A 17,656-nucleotide genomic window follows, 5' to 3' on the forward strand; every position below is an offset into this window, starting at 1 on the left:
CCCCCTCACCGTGCGGCGGACAGCACCGCCCTGGCGTACTCGGTCGGGAGACTGGTTTGACGACTCCTCAGCTTTCCGTGGTCGTACCGTGCTTCAACGAGGCTGCCGTCATCGAGAGGTTCCACCGCGCTGTCGGGGAAGTCCTCGGCCGGACCGGGCTCGACTACGAGATCTGCTACGTGGACGACGGCAGTACCGACTGCACGCGGGAGATCATCGGCGGCCTCGGTGCCGGTGACCGGCGCGTCAGGTACGCGGTGCTCAGCAGGAACTTCGGCAAGGAGGCCGCGATGCTCGCCGGCCTGCGCATGTCCCGGGGACAGGCGGTGGTCCTCATGGACGCGGACCTCCAGCATCCACCGGAGCTCATCCCCCGGATGCTGGAGCTCCACGGACGTGGGTACGACCAGGTGGTTCCCCGCCGGACCCGGGAGGGGGACGGCACGGCACGCACCGTACTGAGCCGCAGCTACTACGCGCTGGTGCGCCACCTCATGGATGTGGAGGTACTCGACGGTGCCGGGGATTTCAGGCTGCTGTCGCGACAGGCGGTGGACGCGGTGCTGTCGTTGCCGGAGACCAACCGGTTCTCCAAGGGCATCTTCTCCTGGATCGGCTTCACGACGACCACGTTCACCTACCGGAATGCCCAGCGGCTCGCCGGCTGCTCGAAGTGGGGTGGCCGCCACCTGCTCAACTACGGCATCGACGGGCTGCTGTCCTTCAACAACCGCCCCCTGCGGCTCGCCATCTACGCCGGCTTCTGGTGCTTCCTCGCCGCACTCGTCTACGCGGTGTGGGTCATCCTCGACGTGGCCCTCCACGGGGCGTCGGTCCCCGGCTACGCCACCCTTCTGATGGCGGTGGTGGGACTGGGCGGAATACAGCTGATCACCCTGGGGATCATCGGTGAATACGTCGGCCGCATCTATCACGAGGTGAAACGCCGCCCTTCCTTCGTGGTCCGGGAGACGGACGAGCGTCCCGCTGCGAGACCCGGCCCGCCGAGGCCCCGTGCCCTGGGCACGGGTGCCCCGAGACCCAGTGCGCGGCGGCGCGAGCCGGGGGATCGTGCGACAGCCCGCCCCGGGACGACACGGCAGTTCGTGACCTTCGTCGCGATCGGCTGTGTCAACACCGCCGTGTACCTGGCCCTCTACGCCGCCCTGAATCCATGGATCCCGTATCTCTCGGCGCATGTCCTCGGATACGCGGTCGGTGTCGTCGGTTCCTTCTTCCTCAATTCCCGCTTCACCTGCCGGACCCGTCCGACCTGGCGCGCGTTTGTGCGCTATCCGCTGTCCAGCGGATTCAACCTGGTTGCCTCCGGAGCGCTTCTTTACGTGGCCGTCAGCCGACTCGGAATGGACAAGAACCTTGCCGCACTTGCCGCCGGAATCCTGGCCACCCCGGTCTCCTTCCTCCTCGCCCGGTGGGCCATCGACTCCGGCCGTCGGCCGTCCGGCACCGCCGCCATGGTGGCGAACGGCCCTGTCGAAGCAGGACAGGACGATCCCACCCCGGGCTAGCACCGTTCGTCCGGGCGGCGAGAAGGGCCGGGCCCCGGCGGATCCCGTCGAGGAGACCGCTACGACGACCGGCGTGCGCCGCGACACGGGGAACCCGGCCCCGGCCTCCCCACGTCTCACCACGGCGGGTGCGGCCCTGCTGCCCCTGCTTCCGCTCTCGCTGTTCGGCGGAGCCGCGTGGTTCGCCACGTGGGTACGCCCCAGTGCCGACGAGTGGTGCTTCCTGCCTCTCGTACGGGACGAGGGCTTCATGGCCCTGGTGGAGCGGTTCTACTCCACGGACAACGGCCGGATCGCGAACGGGGTCCTGGTGGCCGCCTACGCCAGGTTCGGCGTGGCGGGCCATCAGGGATACGCGACCATCAGCGCGATCGTGATGCTGCTCCTGCTGTGGGCCTGGGCGGTGGCGCTTGTGCGGCGCGCGCGGTGGCGGGTGCTCCGGGGCGTCCCGCTGTTCTCGGCGGCCATGGTCCTGGCGCTCTTCTGCTTCGCCTCCACCAACACGTACAAGACCTTCTTCTGGCCGGCTTCGTCGGTTTCCCACACCTTCCCGCCCGTGCTCGCGGCCGCCGCCACGATCCCGGCCCTGCTCGCGACCTCTCGGCGGGGGAAGGCCTTCGCGATCGTGTTCGCGGGCGTCGTCGCAGCGGTCATGGGCACGTTGTCGGAGGAAACCTCCGTCATCGCCCTGATCCTCCTCGTTCCGGCGCTGCTGCTGAGCCGCCGCCTCTTCCCCGCCGGACGGCTCGCCTTCGTACGTGCCTGGTGCGTCGCCGCCGCAGCGGGCATTCTCGCCGGCACCGCCGTGCTCCTCACCTCGCCCGGCTCGCAGAACCGGCGCACACGTCATCCCACCGACGCCATGTTCGCGCCCCACTCGCTCCACGCTTCGTTGCGGGCGTACGCGCACGTCCTCCACACCCTGGCGACGCACTGGCAGTACCTCGGCGCGATCGCCGTGGGCGTGCTCATCGGCGTACTCGTCCGCCGCGCGGACGGCGGCCTTCCGCGGCCCGACCGCAGGACACCCCTGCTTTTCGGGGCCGGCGCGGCTGCGCTGCTGTTCTCCGGGTACGTCTGCACGGTGATCGCCTACCCGGCGTTCGGCCCCTCGGTGGCGACCGCCAACCGGCTGTGGAACGACTACCTGTTCCCGCTGCTCCTCCTTCTCGTCGGTGTGGGCGGCCTCCTGGGGAACCTGACGGTACGGCGGTGGCGTCGTGGCAGGAAGGCGGTGGCCGCGGGGGCCGTGCTCCTGTGCGTGTGCGTCACCGCCGTCCTGGCCGTGTCCCTGCGCGACCTGGGTTCGGACATGCGGGTGCGGGCCACGGCCTGGGACAGACAGGACCTGCTGCTGCGCCGGCAGGCCGCCGCGGGGGCGACGGTGCTGCCCTACGAGCGGCTCGTGGTCAGCGGCATGCTGGAACCGTTCGGCGGCGGCGGCAAGCACCAGTGGCCCGCCTCCTGCGTGGCTCTCTACTACCGGGTGGAGAAGGTCACGGACGGCACGGACCACTGAGGCGGCGGGGGCACCGCCCCACCGATGCCACGGCATGCCCCGCACTCCTCGGCGCACCTGCACGCGCACCTGCACGGGGGGACGCCCAGGAGCCGAGTCCGTCCGCGAAGACGCGAGGACAAACGCTTCGTCGGACGCCTCCTCAGTCCTGCCGGGGCTCGTCGGCCGGCTCCGGTGTCCGCAGAACGGGCGACACGTCGAACGGCAGGATGGTCACCGCGACGTGCGGCAGCTGCCCCAGCGTCCTGGCCATCGCGTCACCGGTGCCGCGGTGCAGCAGTTTGCCGAGGAAGTTGGAGTACATCCGCCGTGGCACGAGCACCGTCAGCGATGTCTCACCGTCCCGCGTGGTGCGGATGGCCAGCTCCCGCATCGCGTGGCGCAACCGCCGGTCCGGGCACGCCACCAGTTCCAGCGCCACCGAGGTGGCCGATGTCGACTCCCACGCCGCGGACAGCCGGCGCGCGTGCGGCTCGTCGATCGCGAAGTGCACCGCCCGGATCCTGTCGGGCCGCAGCTCGTGGGCGTACCGCAGGGCGTTCACCGTGGCCAGGTCCAGCGTTTCGACGAGGACGATCACCTGATGGCGGCGCATGAGCGGCCGGTCCCCGCCCGGGGGCAGCCGTTGCAGAGCGGCGGCCTCGTGCCGGTACTCGCGGTTGATCCGTACCAGCGCCCAGACCCCGAGCGGGAAGATCACCACGACCAGCCAGGCGCCCTCGGTGAACTTGGTGACCGCGAAGATCAGCACCACGGCCGCGGAGACGACCGCCGCCAGCGCGTTGACCGCGATCTTCGTCCGGCGCAGCGGCTCGCGTCGACGCACGTGGTAGGCGGTGAGACCGGCGCCGGCCATGGTGAAGGCGGTGAACACGCCGATCGCGTACAGCGCCACCAGTCTGTCCACGCTGGCGCCCGTGCCGAGCAGCAGCGCCAGGGAGAGGACGGTGAGCGCGATGATGCCGTTGGAGAAGGCGAGCCGGTGTCCGCGCCGGACCAGCGGCCGCGGCAGAAACCGGTCCTCCGCGACGAAGCTGGCCAGGAACGGGAACCCGGTGAAGGGGGTATTGGCACCGGCGTAGAGGATCAGCGCGGTGGCCAGCTGGACGAAGACCAGTCCGGCCGTCCCCGGTGTCCCGTTCCCGAACACGAGCCGTGCCTCCTGCGCGATGACGGTCGGGGTGCCGTCGACGTACGGGACGGCGTGGGTGTAGTGCGCCAGGGTCGAGACGCCCAGGACCAGCACGGCGAGGACACAGCTCATGGTGATGAGGGTGCGCCGGGCGTTGCGGCCCTGCGGTTCGCGGAAGGCGGAGATGCCGTTCGAGATCGCTTCGAGTCCGGTGAGGGACGAGCCGCCGTTGGCGAAGGAACGCAGCACGATGAAGAGCGAGGCGCCGTAGAGCCATCCGTCCCCGGGAGTGCCCAGCGGGACGACACCGGCGGCCTGCAGGTCGGCGTGCGGCAGCTCGCCCGTGAGTCCGCGTACGACCGCGAAGAGGAAAACAAGCCCCATGGCGGTCATGAAGAGATAGGCGGGCAGCGCGAACATCCGGCCCGCCTCACGGACTCCGCGCAGGTTCCCGTACGCGAGCAGGAGGATCACCGTCACGGAGACCGGTAGCTGCAGGTGGTCCAGGCCCGTCCAGCCGTTGCCGACCAGGTGGGCCAGCGAGATCAGGGCGTTGGTCCCGGCCGAGACCTGGACGGCGACGGTGACGATGTAGTCGACGAGGAGGGCCACGGCGGCGATCTGGGCGACGTCCGGCCCGAAGTTCTCCCGGGCGACCACGTAGGAGCCGCCGGCCCGCGTGTAAATGGTGACGACATCGCTGTAACAGAGCGTCAGGAGCAGCAGGACCAGGAGGATCGCACCGGTCACCGGCATGATCATGGTGAAGGCGGCTGCCCCGACGACGGGTACGAGGACGCGGAGCATCTCCTCGGAGCCGTACGCCGACGAGCTGATGCAGTCGGAGGCGAGCACCCCGAGCGCCGTTCGGTTGTCCAGTTTCTCCTTGCTGATGTGCTCGGTGGTGAGCGGCTTGCCCAGGAGGCGTCTCTTGACGTAGTACACCGGCCGGTCGAGGGTCATACCGCAATGAGAAGGGCCGCGACTTCCAGGACAGGTCAGGCGCCACCGGCGGACACTCGCACGGAGTCGCCCCGGTCAGGGGCAGGGCCGGTCTCCGCTCACCGAGTGGCGGCTCACCCGGCGGGGCCGTACCGCCCGCCGTGGCGGAAATTCCCCCCTCCGCTGTCACCGCGCCGCCACGGAGCGAGTTCGCACTTCCGCCCCACAGGGAGTCGTGTGAAACTGACGTCCCCGTCCGCATCGTGGACCTCGTCCGCACCGTCCCCCACGAAAGTGCGCCGTGCGTTCTCTCCCCCTGCCGCTCGCCCTCACCGCGCGACTGACCCCGGTGATCGTGCTCGCCTGCGCGGGCTGGGCGCTGTCGTCCGGTCCGCCCGACTCCGGGAAGGAGACCGCGGCCAAGGACACGCAGAAGCCCCGCTCCGAGTCGTCCGCGCCGTCCTCGACGGCGGTCACGAAGACGTACGGTGCCGCTCCCGCACCCTGCACGAGTGTGGCCGCGAAGACGGTGGGTTCGCTGGTGCCGGGCGCCAAGACGGCGGGCAAGGAGATCCCGTCGACGGACACCTCCCTGCGCCGCACCTGCTCCTGGAACGCGCTCAAGGGCTACGACTACCGCTGGCTGGACGTCTCCTTCGAGTTGCTGGAGTCCGACGGGTCCGCCGCGACGTCGTACGCGGAGCGCACCACCGAGAAGAGCGGCGGCGGGGCCGTTCCGGGGCTCGGGGACGAGGGCTACTCGGTGGTGAACCTGACCACGGAGGACAAGCAGCAGACCCGTGAGGGCACCGTCATCGCGCGGGTGGCGAACGCGCTCGTCGTCGTCACCTACAACGGCAGCGACTTCGAGTCGAAGAAGGCTCCGAGCACGGACGAGATCAACAAGGGCGCCATCAAGGCGGCGAAGGAAGCGGTCGCCTCACTGAAGGCCGCCGCGGTGAACTGAGCGCCGGCCGGAACAGGGCACTGGCCGGAACAGGGCGCCCGGAGGGTTCTCCCACCCGCCGGCCGCCCCGCCCGTCGTTCCTCACGCGTTCTGCGTCACCCGTCACGCGTCACGCGGTGGTCTCCTCCCGTCCCCTCGACAGCATCAGCACCACGTAGAGCGCCATCGAGGTGCCCAGGCCCACGGCCCAGCCGTAGTCGGCCAGAGGTTCCAGCGCCGGGACGGGCCGCCCGTCGACGAGCGGCTCGAAGCTCGCACCGCCGACGGCGAGGACACCGCCCACCGCGAAGGCCACGACGGCCCGCCAGTTCCAGCCGGCGTCGTACCAGTACCGGCCTCCGGTGCGGTAGAGGTCGGTCAGGTCGAGCCTGCCGCGGCGCAGGATCCAGTAGTCGGCGATGAGGATGCCGGCGACCGTGCCGAGCAGCCCGCCGACCAGGCCGAGCCAGGTGAAGATGTAGCCCTGCGGGTCGGAGTACAGCTTCCACGGGAAGATCAGCACACCGAGCACGCAGGTGGCGAGCGCGCCGGTGCGGAAACTGATCCTGCGGGGCGCGATGTTGGAGAAGTCGAAGGCCGGCGAGACCAGGTTGGCCGCGATGTTCACGGACAGCGTCGCCACCAGCACGGTCACCAGCGCGAACAGCAGGCCCACGGCGTTGTCCGTCCTGGCGGCGAGCTGTACCGGGTCCCAGATCGTCTCGCCGTACACGGCCTGCGAGCCGGAGGTGACCATCACCGACAGCAGGGCGAAGAGGGTCATGGTCGTGGGCAGGCCGAGGGCCTGCCCCCAGGTCTGCGCCTTCTGCGACTTCCCGTAGCGGGTGAAGTCGGGGATGTTCAGCGACAGCGTCGACCAGAAGCCGATCATGCCCATGAGGGACGGCCAGAAGAGCTTCCAGAAGTCGCCGCCCCAGCCGAGCTTGGAGGGCTGGTCGAGCAGCGGGCCGAAACCGCCGGCCTTGTCGCTCATCCAGATCAGCATCACGAGCGCGCCGACGAGGACGAAGGGCGCGGCCCAGTTCTCGAAGCGGCGGATCGTCTCCATGCCCCGGTAGATGATCGCGACCTGGAGTGCCCAGAAGATCGCGAACGACAGCCACATCGTCCAGGGGTGGCCGCCGAACGCCCCGGCCTCGCTCCAGCCGTTGCCGATCAGTTTTCCGGCCAGGAAGTAGATCGCCTCGCCGCCGATCCAGGTCTGGATGCCGAACCAGCCGCACGCCACCAACGCCCTTACGACGGCGGGGAGGTTGGCGCCGCGGATGCCGAAGGAGGCGCGGGCGAAGACCGGGAAGGGGATGCCGTACTTCGGTCCCGCGTGCCCGGTGAGCAGCATCGGCACCAGCACGATCAGGTTGGCGAGGGCGATGGTGAGCACCGCCTGTTTCCAGTCCATGCCGACGGCGATCAGACCGGAGGCGAGGGTCCACGAGGCCGTGTTGTGGGCCATGCCGATCCACAGCGCGGAGAAGTTGTACGTGGTCCAGGTGCGCTTCTCGACGGGGACCGGGAGCAGGTCCTCGTTGGCGTAGGGGCCGCTGGGCGGCGGCGAACCAGGGGCGATCTCCACCCGGCCGTCGGCGAGGGTGACTTGGGAGGTCGGCGGTATGGCCGTGGGAGCGGTGTCGGTCATGAGCAGGCCAATCGAACGAGGTGGGACGGGAGAGGCCGTGCGGGCGGTACCGAGGGGGGTGCGCGGGAAGGCGCCCTGGGCCCCCTCCCCTGGACGGCGGGAAGGGGGAGTTCCTGAGGGGGTCGGCGGGCCGGCGACCGGTCCGGCGTCCGTTCAGCCGTTGACGGCGGGGATCACCCGGGAGCCGTAGGCGTCGATGGTGGCCTCCTGCGCGTCGTGCATGTCGTAGACGGCGAACTGGTCGACACCCAGCTCCCGCAGCGCGTTCAGCTTCTCGACGTGCTTGTCCACCGGGCCGACGATGCAGAAGCGGTCGACGATCTCGTCGGGCACGAACCGGGTGTCGGGGTTGTCGGCGCGGCCGTGGTGCGAGTAGTCGTAGCCCTCCCGGGCCTTGATGTAGTCGGTGAGTTCGTCGGGTACGGCGGCGGAGTGCTCGCCGTACTTGGAGACCAGGTCGGCCACGTGGTTGCCGACCATCCCGCCGAACCAGCGGCACTGCTCGCGGGCGTGGGCGAGTGCCTCGGGCGAGTCGTCCTCGGTGACGTACGCCGGGGCGGCGACGCAGATCTTCACCTCGGCGGGGTCGCGGCCGGCGGCGACGGCGGCGTCCTTCACCGCCTTGACCATGTACTCGGTGAGGTACAGGTCGGCGAGCTGGAGGATGAAGCCGTCGGCCTCCTCGCCGGTCATCTTCAGCGCCTTGGGACCGTAGGCGGCCATCCAGACGGGGAGTTCGGCGCCGGGCTTGATCCACGGGAACCTGATCACGGTGCCGCCGAGGTCGGCCTCGTCGCCGCGGCCGAGGGCGCGGATGACCTTCATGGCCTCGCTGATGCGGGCGAGGGTGTTGGGCTTGCGGCCCGCGACGCGCATCGCGGAGTCACCGCGGCCGATGCCGCACACCGTGCGGTTGCCGAACATGTCGTTGAGGGTGGCGAAGGTGGAGGCGGTGACCTCCCAGGTGCGGGTGCCCGGGTTGGTGACCATCGGACCGACCGTCAGCCTGCTGGTGTTGGCCAGGATCTGACTGTAGATCACGAACGGCTCCTGCCAGAGCACGGCCGAGTCGAAGGTCCACCCGTGGGTGAAGCCGTTGCGCTCGGCCCGCTGCATCAGGCTGATGACCTTCGAGGCGGGCGGGTCGGTCTGCAGGACGAGTCCGAAGTCCATGGCACCACTCCTAGTTGAGGTACTGACAGGTGGAGCGCGGGGTGTAGGCGCCGTGACCGGCGCGACCGGTGTACTCCCGCCCGGTGATGACGGGCTCGCCCCGCGAGAGGACCGTCTCGACGCGGCCGGTGATCCGCTTGCCCTCGTACGCCGAGTAGTCGACGTTCATGTGGTGGGTCTCGGCGGAGACGGTCTGCTCCGCGTGCGGGTCGTAGACGACGACGTCCGCGTCGGCGCCCGGGGCGATGGTGCCCTTCTTGGGGTACATGCCGAACATGCGCGCCGGGGTGGCGCAGGCGATCTCGATCCAGCGGCGCCGCGAGATGTGTCCGTCCACGACGGCCTGGTGAAGCAGGTCCATGCGGTTCTCGACGCCGGGCAGACCGTTGGGGATCTTGGAGAAGTCGCCCCGGCCCAGCTCCTTCTGGCCCACGAAGCAGAAGGGGCAGTGGTCCGTCGACACCACCTGGAGGTCGTTGGTACGCAGTCCCTGCCACAGCTTGGCCTGGTGCTCCCTGGGGCGCAGGGGCGTGCTGCACACGTACTTGGCGCCCTCGAAGTCGGGCTCGGCGAGGTTGTCGGTGGACAGGAACAGGTACTGCGGGCAGGTCTCGCCGAAGACGTTCAGCCCCTCGTCGCGCGCCCGGGCCAGTTCCGCGACCGCTTCCATCGCCGACACGTGCACCACGTAGAGGGGGGCGCCGGCGACCTGCGCGAGTTTGATGGCCCGGTGGGTCGCCTCGGCCTCCAGCAGCGCCTTGCGCACCTCACCGTGGTGGCGGGGGTCGGTCTCGCCGCGTGCGAGTGCCTGCTCGACCAGGACGTCGATGGCGATGCCGTTCTCCGCGTGCATCATGATCAGGCCGCCGTTCTCGGCGGAGCGCTGCATGGCGCGCAGGATCTGGCCGTCGTCGCTGTAGAAGACGCCCGGATACGCCATGAACTGCTTGAAGGAGGTCACGCCCTCCTGCACCAGCAGGTCCATCTCCTTGAGCGTCTCCTGGTTCACGTCGGAGACGATCATGTGGAAGGCGTAGTCGATCGCGCAGTTGCCCTCGGCCTTGGCGTGCCAGGCGTCCAGGCCCTCGCGCAGGGTGCGGCCGACGCTCTGCACGGCGAAGTCGACGATCGTCGTGGTGCCGCCCCAGGCTGCCGCGCGGGTGCCGGTCTCGAAGGTGTCGGAGGCGAAGGTGCCGCCGAACGGCAGCTCCATGTGGGTGTGGGCGTCGACCCCGCCCGGGATGACGTACTTCCCGGTGGCGTCGATGACCTGCTCGGCCGTCCAGGCCTCGGCGGCCGGGGTGCCGGAGGAGGCGAGGGCGGCGATACGGCCGTCCTCGATCAGAACGTCGGCGTGGATCTCGTCGGACGCGGTGATGACGAGACCGCCGCGGATGATTTTCCGGCTGCTCATATTCCGTCTCCGGAGCGGTAGTTGGTCGTCTGCGGGTTGCGTGTTGGTTGCCTGCGGGTCGCCTGTGGTGGATTACGCGGTTCCCCGCGCCCCTTGGCCGGCGGGGCGCGGGGAACCGCCTGTCTCACGGGGCGGTCAGCGGGCCGTACGCCTCCGGACGGCGGTCCCGGTAGAACTGCCAGCGGTCGCGGACCTCGCGCAGCTTGGCCATGTCCAGGTCGCGGACGACGAGTTCGCTCTCCTTGTCGCTCGCCACCTCGCCGACGAACTGCGCCTCCGGGTCCACGAAGTACGAGGTCCCGTAGAAGTCGTTGTCGCCGAGTTCCTCGACGCCGACCCGGTTGATCGCGCCGACGAAGTACTCGTTGGCGACGGCCGCCGCCGGCTGCTCCAGCTGCCACAGGTAGGCGGACAGGCCGCGCGAGGTGGCGGACGGGTTGAAGACGATCTCGGCGCCCGCCAGACCCAGGGCGCGCCAGCCCTCGGGGAAGTGGCGGTCGTAGCAGATGTACACGCCGATCCTGCCCACGGCGGTGTCGAAGACCGGCCAGCCGGCGTTGCCGGGGCGGAAGTAGAACTTCTCCCAGAAGCCCTTCACCTGCGGGATGTGGTGCTTGCGGTACTTGCCGAGGTAGGTGCCGTCGGCGTCGATCACCGCGGCGGTGTTGTAGAGGACGCCGGGCTGCTCCTCCTCGTACATCGGCAGTACCAGGACGATGCCGTGCTCGCGGGCGAGGGCCCGGAACCGCTCGACGATCGGCCCGTCGGGGATCCGCTCGGCGTACTCGTAGAACGCCGGGTCCTGGACCTGACAGAAGTACGGCCCGTAGAACAGCTCCTGGAAGCACAGGACTTGGGCGCCCTGGGCGGCCGCGTCGCGCACCGCCTGCTCGTGCACCCGGATCATCGACTCCTTGTCGCCGGTCCACGCGGTCTGGAAGACGGCGGCTCGGACCACTCTGCTCATCGGGACCTCCGGTCGCTCGGTGTGCGAGGAGCCTAGGAAGTCCGAAAGCGGGCTTTGAGGTGCACCGTGTCACGTCCGGGGGCGTCCGGCGTGCCACGGTGTCACGACCTCGTCGACACATGTTTCACCACCGTTTTCCCAGGTCGTCGCATGTTTCACTCCTGTTGCGCGCCGGACGGGCCGGCTTTTTCCCCTCTGTGGTGCGCCGCGCCGTCCGGCCCGTGCGCGGACCGCGGCGGGCCGGCCGCTCCGGCTCCGCTCATGCCTGTTGCGCGTCGTGCGCGAGGAGGGCGATGTGCACCGACGCGGCCTGCTCGAAGTCGTCGAGGTCCACACCGAGCCGTGCCTGGATCGCCTCCAGCCGCCGGTACAGCGCGGGCCGTGACACGTGGTGGAGCTGGGCGGTGCGGGACTTGTTGCGGCCGGTGGCGAGGTAGGTGCGCAGGACGGCGAGCAGATCGTCGCCGGCCGCGCACAGCAGCCCGTCCAGTTCCCGTTCGGCGAAGGCCTGCACGTGCGGGTCGTCCCGCAACAGCCGTATCAGGCCGCGCAGATGGACGTCCTTGAGGCGGACGACGGCCGGCAGGTCGAGGACGGCGGAGGAGTCGGCGACGGCGTCGGCGACGTGCCGGGCCTCGCGCAGCCCGGCGGGTACGTCGTCCCAGGCGGTGCGGGGGGCCGCGGCGGCCACGACGGTGCCGCTCTCCCCCGACTCGGTGCGCAGCCGGGCCGCGAAGTGCGCGGTGAGCGCCTCCGCGTCCTGGTCCCGGGCCAGGCTGAGCAGGACGGCGGTGGCCCCGTCGGCGAGTTCGGCGACCAGTCCGGCCATGCCCAGCAGGCGCAGCAGCCGCTCGAGTTGGGCGCGGTCGCCGTCGCGGACGACCAGCGGGACGAAGGTGCGCCGGTTGACCGGCAGTCCGGCGGCCCGCGCCCGGGGCAGCAGGTGGCGGGCCGCCACGACGCCGGAGACCAGGTCGGTGAGGAGGCCCTGGGCGGACTGCTCCTCCCAGGAGTGGGCGGAGGTGCCGCCGAGCATGCGGTGCAGGACGAGGGCCTCGGCGGCCCGGTCGGCGAGCAGCCGCCCGCCGGCGGTGTCGCCGCGGTAGCCGCAGAGCATGATCTGGCCCCAGCGTTCGCCGCGTCCGCCCAGTTCGGCGCGGATCCAGCCGTCGCCCTCGGTGCCGCCGGCCTGCCGGGCGATGCGTTCCCAGTCGCGCAGCACGTCGTCGACCGCGGACCGCTCCCCCGCGGTGGCGAGGACCCGGTGGGCGAGGTTGGTGACGACGACGGGACAGCCGGTGTGGTGGGCGATCTCGTCGAGCAGGTGTTGCAGCGGCGCACCGGCGGTGATGAGGCCGGTGAGCGCGGTGCGTACGGCCTCGGAGAGGCTGACGGCGGCGAACTTCCGCCGTACCAGGCGCGCCTGGACCTCCTCGGTGAGTTCCGCGAAGGGGAAGGGCCGGTGCAGGACGACCATGGGCAGTCCGCACCGTTCGGCGGCGCGCCGCATCATGTCCGGCGCGGCGGGGAAGGCCCGCCCGAGACCGAGCACGACGGCGGCGGCCTCCGCCCGGTGCAGCGAACGGATGTACTCGGCCTGCGCGTTCTCGTCACCGGCGAGCAGCACTCCGGTGGTGAGGACCATCTCGCCGCCGCTGAGCATCACGCCGACGTCGGCGGCCTCGGCGACGTGCACCCAGCGCACGGGCCGGTCGAGCTGGGCCGCGCCGGCCACCACCTCGGGCTCCCCGGCCAGCACGCGTTCCAGCGCGAGGACCTGACGGACCGACAGGGCGGGTTCCAGGGGCTCGACGGGCCCCGGGTGCTCCCGGATGGTGGTGGTCATGGCGTGGTTCCCTTGGCTCAGGCGCCGCTGTGTGCGCTCAGGCAGTGCCGGTGCGCCGGGCACTGCCGGGTGCGCTCGGACGCTGCGGTGCGACCACTCGGGCGCTACCGCGTGCTTCTCAGCGCGCTGTCGAGGATCGTGGCGCCCTCCTCGGCCTCCGCGACGGTCAGGGACAGGGGCGGGGCGATGCGCAGGGCGCTGGTGCTGTGGCCGCCGCCCTTGCCGATCAGCAGGCCACCGGCGCGGGCGGCCTCCAGGACGGCGGCGGCCCGGTCGGGGTCGGCCCGGTCGGTGCCGGGCCGGGTCAGCTCGATCCCGATCATCAGCCCGCGGCCGCGTACCTCCCGTACGCCGGGGTCCTGGGCGGTGGCGGCCCGCAGCCGTTCGATGAGCAGCCCGCCGACCCGGCGGGCGTTGCCCTGGAGGTCGTGCTCCAGCAGGTGGGTGAGGTTGGCGAGGCCGGCGGCCATCGTGACCTGGGTGCCGCCGAAGGTGGAGATGCTGTTGGCGTCGAGGCAGTTCATGATCTCGGAGCGGGCGATCACCCCGCCGACGGACATGCCGTTGCCGATGCCCTTGGCGAAGGTCACGATGTCGGGCGGGCCGTTGCGGTCGTGTGCCTGCCAGCCCCAGAAGTGGTCGCCGGTGCGGCCCCAGCCGGTCTGCACCTCGTCGGCGATCCACAGGATGCCGTACGCGTCCAGCACTTCCCGGAATGCCGCGTACAGTCCGTCGGGCGGGGAGGTGAAGCCGCCGACGCCCTGGACCGGCTCGGCGATCAGGGCGGCGGGCGGGCGGGTGTGGCCGAGCAGGTCCTTCAGGTCCTCGACGCAGGCCGCGATGAAGGCGCTGTCGTCGAGCGCGGCGTACGGGCCGCGGGTGCGCACGCCTCCGTGGACGTACAGCGTCTGGAGCGGGGACAGCGAGGTGGGCGACCAGCCGCGGTTGCCGGTGATGCCGACGGCGCTGAAGGAACGGCCGTGGTAGCTGTTGCGCATCGCCAGGATCGTGTTGCTGCGCCGGTGGGCGGTGGCGAGCAGCAGGGCGGTGTCGTTGGCCTCGGTGCCGGAGGTGGTGAAGAAGACGCGGGCGTCCGGGATGCCGCTCAGCCGGGCGATGCGCTCGGCGAGTTCGACCATCGGGCGGTTGAGGTAGAGCGTGGAGGAGTGGATGATCCGTCCGGCCTGCTCGCTCACCGCCTTGGTGACCTCGGGCAGCGCGTGCGCGGTCATGGTCGTGAGGATGCCGCCGAAGAAGTCGAGGTACCTGTTCCCCTCGGCGTCCCACACGTGGCGGCCCTCGCCGTGGGTGATCTCCAGGGGCCGGTCGTAGTAGAGCGCGAGCCAGTCCGGCAGGACCCGGCGGTGGCGGGCGTGGAGGTCGTTCACGGCTGCACCAGCCCTTCGTAGGCGTCGGGGCGGCGGTCGCGGTAGAAGGCCCAGGTCTGCCGCACCTCCTCGATCAGGTCGAAGTCGAGGTCGCGGACGAGGAGTTCCTCGTCCTTGTCGCCGGCGGTCTTGCCGACGAACTGTCCGCGCGGGTCGACGAAGTAGGACGTGCCGTAGAAGTCGTTGTCGCCGTACTCCTCGACGCCGACGCGGTTGATGGCGGCGACGAAGTACTCGTTGGCCACGGCGGCCGCGGGCTGTTCGAGCTGCCAGAGGTGGGCGGAGAGCCCCCGGTGGGTGGCGGACGGGTTGTAGACCAGCTGGGCGCCGCCCAGGCCGAGCTGGCGCCAGCCCTCGGGGAAGTGGCGGTCGTAGCAGATGTAGACGCCGACCTTGCCGACGGCGGTGTCGAAGACCGGCCAGCCGAGGTTGCCCGGCCTGAAGTAGTACTTCTCCCAGAAGCCCTTGACCTGCGGGATGTGGTGCTTGCGGTACTTGCCGAGGTAGGTGCCGTCGGCGTCGATCACGGCCGCGGTGTTGTAGTAGAAGCCGGACTGCTCGATCTCGAAGACCGGGACGACGATCACCATGCCCGTCTCGCGGGCCAGCTCCTGCATACGGCGCACGGTCGGCCCGTCGGGGACCGGCTCGGCCCAGCGGTAGTGCTCCGGCTCCTGGACCTGGCAGAAGTAGGGGGCGTTGAAGACTTCCTGGAAACCGATGATCCGCGCGCCCTGCCGGGCCGCCTCGCGGGCGTGCTCCTCGTGTTTCGCCACCATGGACTCGGTGTCGCCGGTCCAGGTGGCCTGGACCAGAGCGGCACGTACGACGTTGGCCATGAGCTGCTCCTTCGACGGAAGACGTCAGAGCCCTCTACGCCCGTAGACGCGGGCCGTAGAGGGACGAACGTAAGCCTCCGGGACGGGCTTGCCAAGACCATCGTCGTTAACCCGCGGAGTCGATCGCGTTTCACACTCAGGTGGGTGAGTCGTGGGCGTACGGCGTACCGGCGGGGTCGCGGCTCAGGTCGTGAAACCGGCGACCCGCAGGGCGTGCACCAGGTCCCAGTGCCGCTCGTCCGACACGCCGCGGGCCGCCTCCAGCAGCAGCGGAACCAGGAGCGGCGGGTCGAAGGCGGCGCTGCGGGCCGCCTCCTCGGGGGTGCGGACGCGGACGTAGGCGTCCAGCAGCACGTCCACCTCGCGGCGGCGGCCCTCGACCGCCAGGGCGCCGACGGCCTCTCCGATCTCGCCGGCCGGCCGGGCGACTCCCTGCCGCAGGATCTGCTCACCGTCGGCCGTGCGGCCCGCCTCGACCAGGGCGTCCGCCGCGGCGACGAGCCGGTCGGCGGGCAGCGAGGCCGCCTCCCACAGCAGGGTCGTCCAGTCGGCGGTGAGCCCGGACCGCTGGAGGCCCTCGGCGAGCAGCGGGATGCGGGCGGCGGGCCAGTACGCCAGCTCGACGAGCAGCACGTGCGCCTCACCGCTGCGGCCCTCGGCGCGGAGCCGGATCAGCCGTTCCACCGCCTCGGCGGTCTCCTTCCGGGCCGTCGCGTCCACCGGCCCGGCCGACGGCTCGGGCCGGTGCTGCGGCTCCTCGGCGGCGGCCCCGGCGAACCGGGCACCGCGCGGGGTGCGGCGGGTGCGGGGCGCGGGCACCGGCGACGGCGCCCCGGCGGCGGGCGGTACGGCGACGGGAGCGGCCTCCTCCTCGGCCATCCCGGCGAACCGCGCACCGCCCCGGCGGCGCTTGCTCCGGCGGGGGACGGAGGCGGGGGCGGCGTCGTCCGGGGCGGGCTCGGGGGCGGCGGGTTCGGCGCGTGCCCGCTCGTGGCCGGACGGTGCCCCGTGGGGGGCGGCACCGGCGTCCTCCGGGCCGTGGGCGGCGAAGGCGGCCGGGGCCGGCTCGGGATACGGGGGTGCCGGGGAGTGCGGGAGCCGGGTGCCCTCGGCCCGGCCGCCACCGCGGGCACCGCCCCCACCGGCACCGCTACCACCGCGTCGGTCGACGTCGGCCATGCGGCGGCGGAGTTCGGTGCAGCGGGCGGTGGCCCGTTCGTGGTCGTCGTGGGCCCAGGCGAGGTCGAGGCGGACGGCATCGGCCTCCTCACGGGTGGTCGCGGCGGCGAGGAGGCGGCCCAGTTCGGCCTGCCGGTCGGCGGCGTGACGCTGCTCGCGGAGCATGACGTCGAGCCGGTCCCGGAGGGCGTCGCGGGCGCCGGGGCGGGCGTCCTGGGCGGCGAGGGCGGCGATGTGCAGGGGCCGGGCCCGTTCCGCCTCCTGGGCGGCGGCGGGGTTGCCGTAGTGCGCGGCGAGGTCCTGGAGGAGGGCCTCCACGACGTCCCAGGGCGGCACCTCACGGCCGTCGAGGCAGGCGCGCATACCGTCCGGGTCACGCTGCCAGAAGACCGCGCACCAGCCGGAGCCCTGATCCAGGCGCGCCAGCAGTCCGTCCAGGTAGTTCGCGAACTCCCTCAGTTGCCCTGGGAGTTGATCCAAAGCCATCGCCCAGCTCCCGCCCGACCGGAACACTCCGGCTCCGTAGGGAACACCATGCGTGTTACAGCGCGGCTACGGGGAGTTTTCGGAGAAGACGCGGCGATCTCCCACCGCGCCGACGGCCGGCGGCTGCCGGTCGACGGCCGGCGGGGCGGCTTCCCGTACGGCGGGCAACCGCTCAGGCGACCCGGCCGACCCGGCCGACCCTGCCGACCGCGTCCGTCACGCCCCCCACGCCGGCCGGGCCCCCCTGCGGGACCGCCACCAGCGCGCACCGCACCGCCAGTTCGTCCATGGACAGGCCGAGCGCGCGGGCGAGGGCTGCGACGGTGAAGAAGGCCGGAGTCGGCGCCCGGCCGGTCTCGATCTTGCGGAGCGTCTCGGCGGAGATGCCGGCGGCCGCGGCGATCACGGCCATGCTGCGACCGCCTCGGGCCTCGCGGAGCAGTGCGCCGAGCCGCTCGCCGCGTTCGCGCTCTTCGGGGGTCAGCGGGGTGCGTACCATGCGCCCATTCTAATGCCGGTATAGTAATTGGAACGGTGGAACCGAAGACGGACGCATCGATCGACGCCATGCGCGAGGCGGGCCGGGTCGTCCCGTGCGCCTGCGCCAGCGCCTGCCCCACCGCACGGCACGGTCCTGAC

The 17,656-nt window shown here is 71.4% G+C and carries 13 protein-coding genes; 3 read left to right on the forward strand and 10 right to left on the reverse strand.

Going from position 1 to position 17,656, the window contains the following annotated elements:
- The first annotated feature begins 56 nt into the window (after positions 1-56).
- Both ACIP5W_RS08295 and ACIP5W_RS08300 read left to right on the forward strand, forming a co-directional pair.
- A complete protein-coding gene (locus ACIP5W_RS08295) occupies positions 57-1,529 on the forward strand; it encodes a glycosyltransferase (RefSeq protein ID WP_401468543.1) in 1,473 nt (490 codons plus the stop codon).
- Positions 1,530-1,602: 73 nt separating this feature from the next.
- Entirely contained in the window at positions 1,603-3,048 is a 1,446-nt protein-coding gene (locus ACIP5W_RS08300) for a DUF6056 family protein (protein ID WP_401468546.1), read from the forward strand.
- Between the two features lie 142 nt (positions 3,049-3,190).
- Here the strand turns inward: ACIP5W_RS08300 and ACIP5W_RS08305 are convergent, their stop codons facing one another.
- Entirely contained in the window at positions 3,191-5,143 is a 1,953-nt protein-coding gene (locus ACIP5W_RS08305; protein WP_401468549.1) for an APC family permease, read from the reverse strand.
- A gap of 280 nt (positions 5,144-5,423) precedes the next feature.
- Here ACIP5W_RS08305 and ACIP5W_RS08310 point away from each other — a divergent pair, with 280 nt between their 5' ends.
- Positions 5,424-6,089 (forward strand): hypothetical protein, encoded by a 666-nt coding sequence (locus ACIP5W_RS08310; RefSeq protein ID WP_401468552.1) that lies wholly within the window; start codon positions 5,424-5,426, stop codon positions 6,087-6,089.
- Positions 6,090-6,198: 109 nt separating this feature from the next.
- On the opposite strand, the gene ACIP5W_RS08315 is transcribed toward ACIP5W_RS08310, so the two are convergent.
- The 9 genes from ACIP5W_RS08315 to ACIP5W_RS08355 all read right to left on the reverse strand — a co-directional run bounded on the left by ACIP5W_RS08315 (position 6,199) and on the right by ACIP5W_RS08355 (position 17,516).
- The gene (locus tag ACIP5W_RS08315; RefSeq protein ID WP_401468555.1) at positions 6,199-7,725 is read right to left on the reverse strand and encodes an NCS1 family nucleobase:cation symporter-1; all 1,527 of its coding nucleotides are present in this window, start codon (positions 7,723-7,725) and stop codon (positions 6,199-6,201) included.
- 153 nt (positions 7,726-7,878) lie between these two features.
- Positions 7,879-8,898, reverse strand: coding sequence for a TIGR03842 family LLM class F420-dependent oxidoreductase (locus ACIP5W_RS08320; protein WP_401468558.1), 1,020 nt, complete (start codon positions 8,896-8,898; stop codon positions 7,879-7,881).
- A 10-nt stretch (positions 8,899-8,908) separates the two neighbouring features.
- A complete protein-coding gene (hydA, locus tag ACIP5W_RS08325; RefSeq protein WP_401468561.1) occupies positions 8,909-10,312 on the reverse strand; it encodes a dihydropyrimidinase in 1,404 nt (467 codons plus the stop codon).
- A 124-nt stretch (positions 10,313-10,436) separates the two neighbouring features.
- The gene (locus tag ACIP5W_RS08330; RefSeq protein WP_401468564.1) at positions 10,437-11,279 is read right to left on the reverse strand and encodes a nitrilase-related carbon-nitrogen hydrolase; all 843 of its coding nucleotides are present in this window, start codon (positions 11,277-11,279) and stop codon (positions 10,437-10,439) included.
- Positions 11,280-11,538: 259 nt separating this feature from the next.
- The gene (locus ACIP5W_RS08335; protein WP_401468567.1) at positions 11,539-13,125 is read right to left on the reverse strand and encodes a PucR family transcriptional regulator; all 1,587 of its coding nucleotides are present in this window, start codon (positions 13,123-13,125) and stop codon (positions 11,539-11,541) included.
- A 104-nt stretch (positions 13,126-13,229) separates the two neighbouring features.
- Positions 13,230-14,513 carry an aspartate aminotransferase family protein gene (locus tag ACIP5W_RS08340; RefSeq protein ID WP_401468570.1) on the reverse strand — a complete coding sequence of 428 codons (1,284 nt, stop codon included), beginning with the start codon at positions 14,511-14,513 and terminating at the stop codon, positions 13,230-13,232.
- Positions 14,510-15,352 carry a nitrilase-related carbon-nitrogen hydrolase gene (locus tag ACIP5W_RS08345; protein ID WP_401468573.1) on the reverse strand — a complete coding sequence of 281 codons (843 nt, stop codon included), beginning with the start codon at positions 15,350-15,352 and terminating at the stop codon, positions 14,510-14,512. The genes ACIP5W_RS08340 and ACIP5W_RS08345 overlap by 4 nt, the downstream gene beginning before the upstream one ends.
- Before the next feature lie 183 nt (positions 15,353-15,535).
- Entirely contained in the window at positions 15,536-17,017 is a 1,482-nt protein-coding gene (locus ACIP5W_RS08350; protein ID WP_401468576.1) for a hypothetical protein, read from the reverse strand.
- A gap of 172 nt (positions 17,018-17,189) precedes the next feature.
- On the reverse strand, positions 17,190-17,516 hold the full coding sequence (locus ACIP5W_RS08355; protein ID WP_401468579.1) for a helix-turn-helix domain-containing protein: 327 nt from the start codon (positions 17,514-17,516) through the stop codon (positions 17,190-17,192).
- Between the last annotated feature and the right edge of the window lie 140 nt (positions 17,517-17,656).

Source organism: Streptomyces sp. NPDC088766, assembly GCF_044750845.1.
GTDB lineage: Bacteria > Actinomycetota > Actinomycetes > Streptomycetales > Streptomycetaceae > Streptomyces.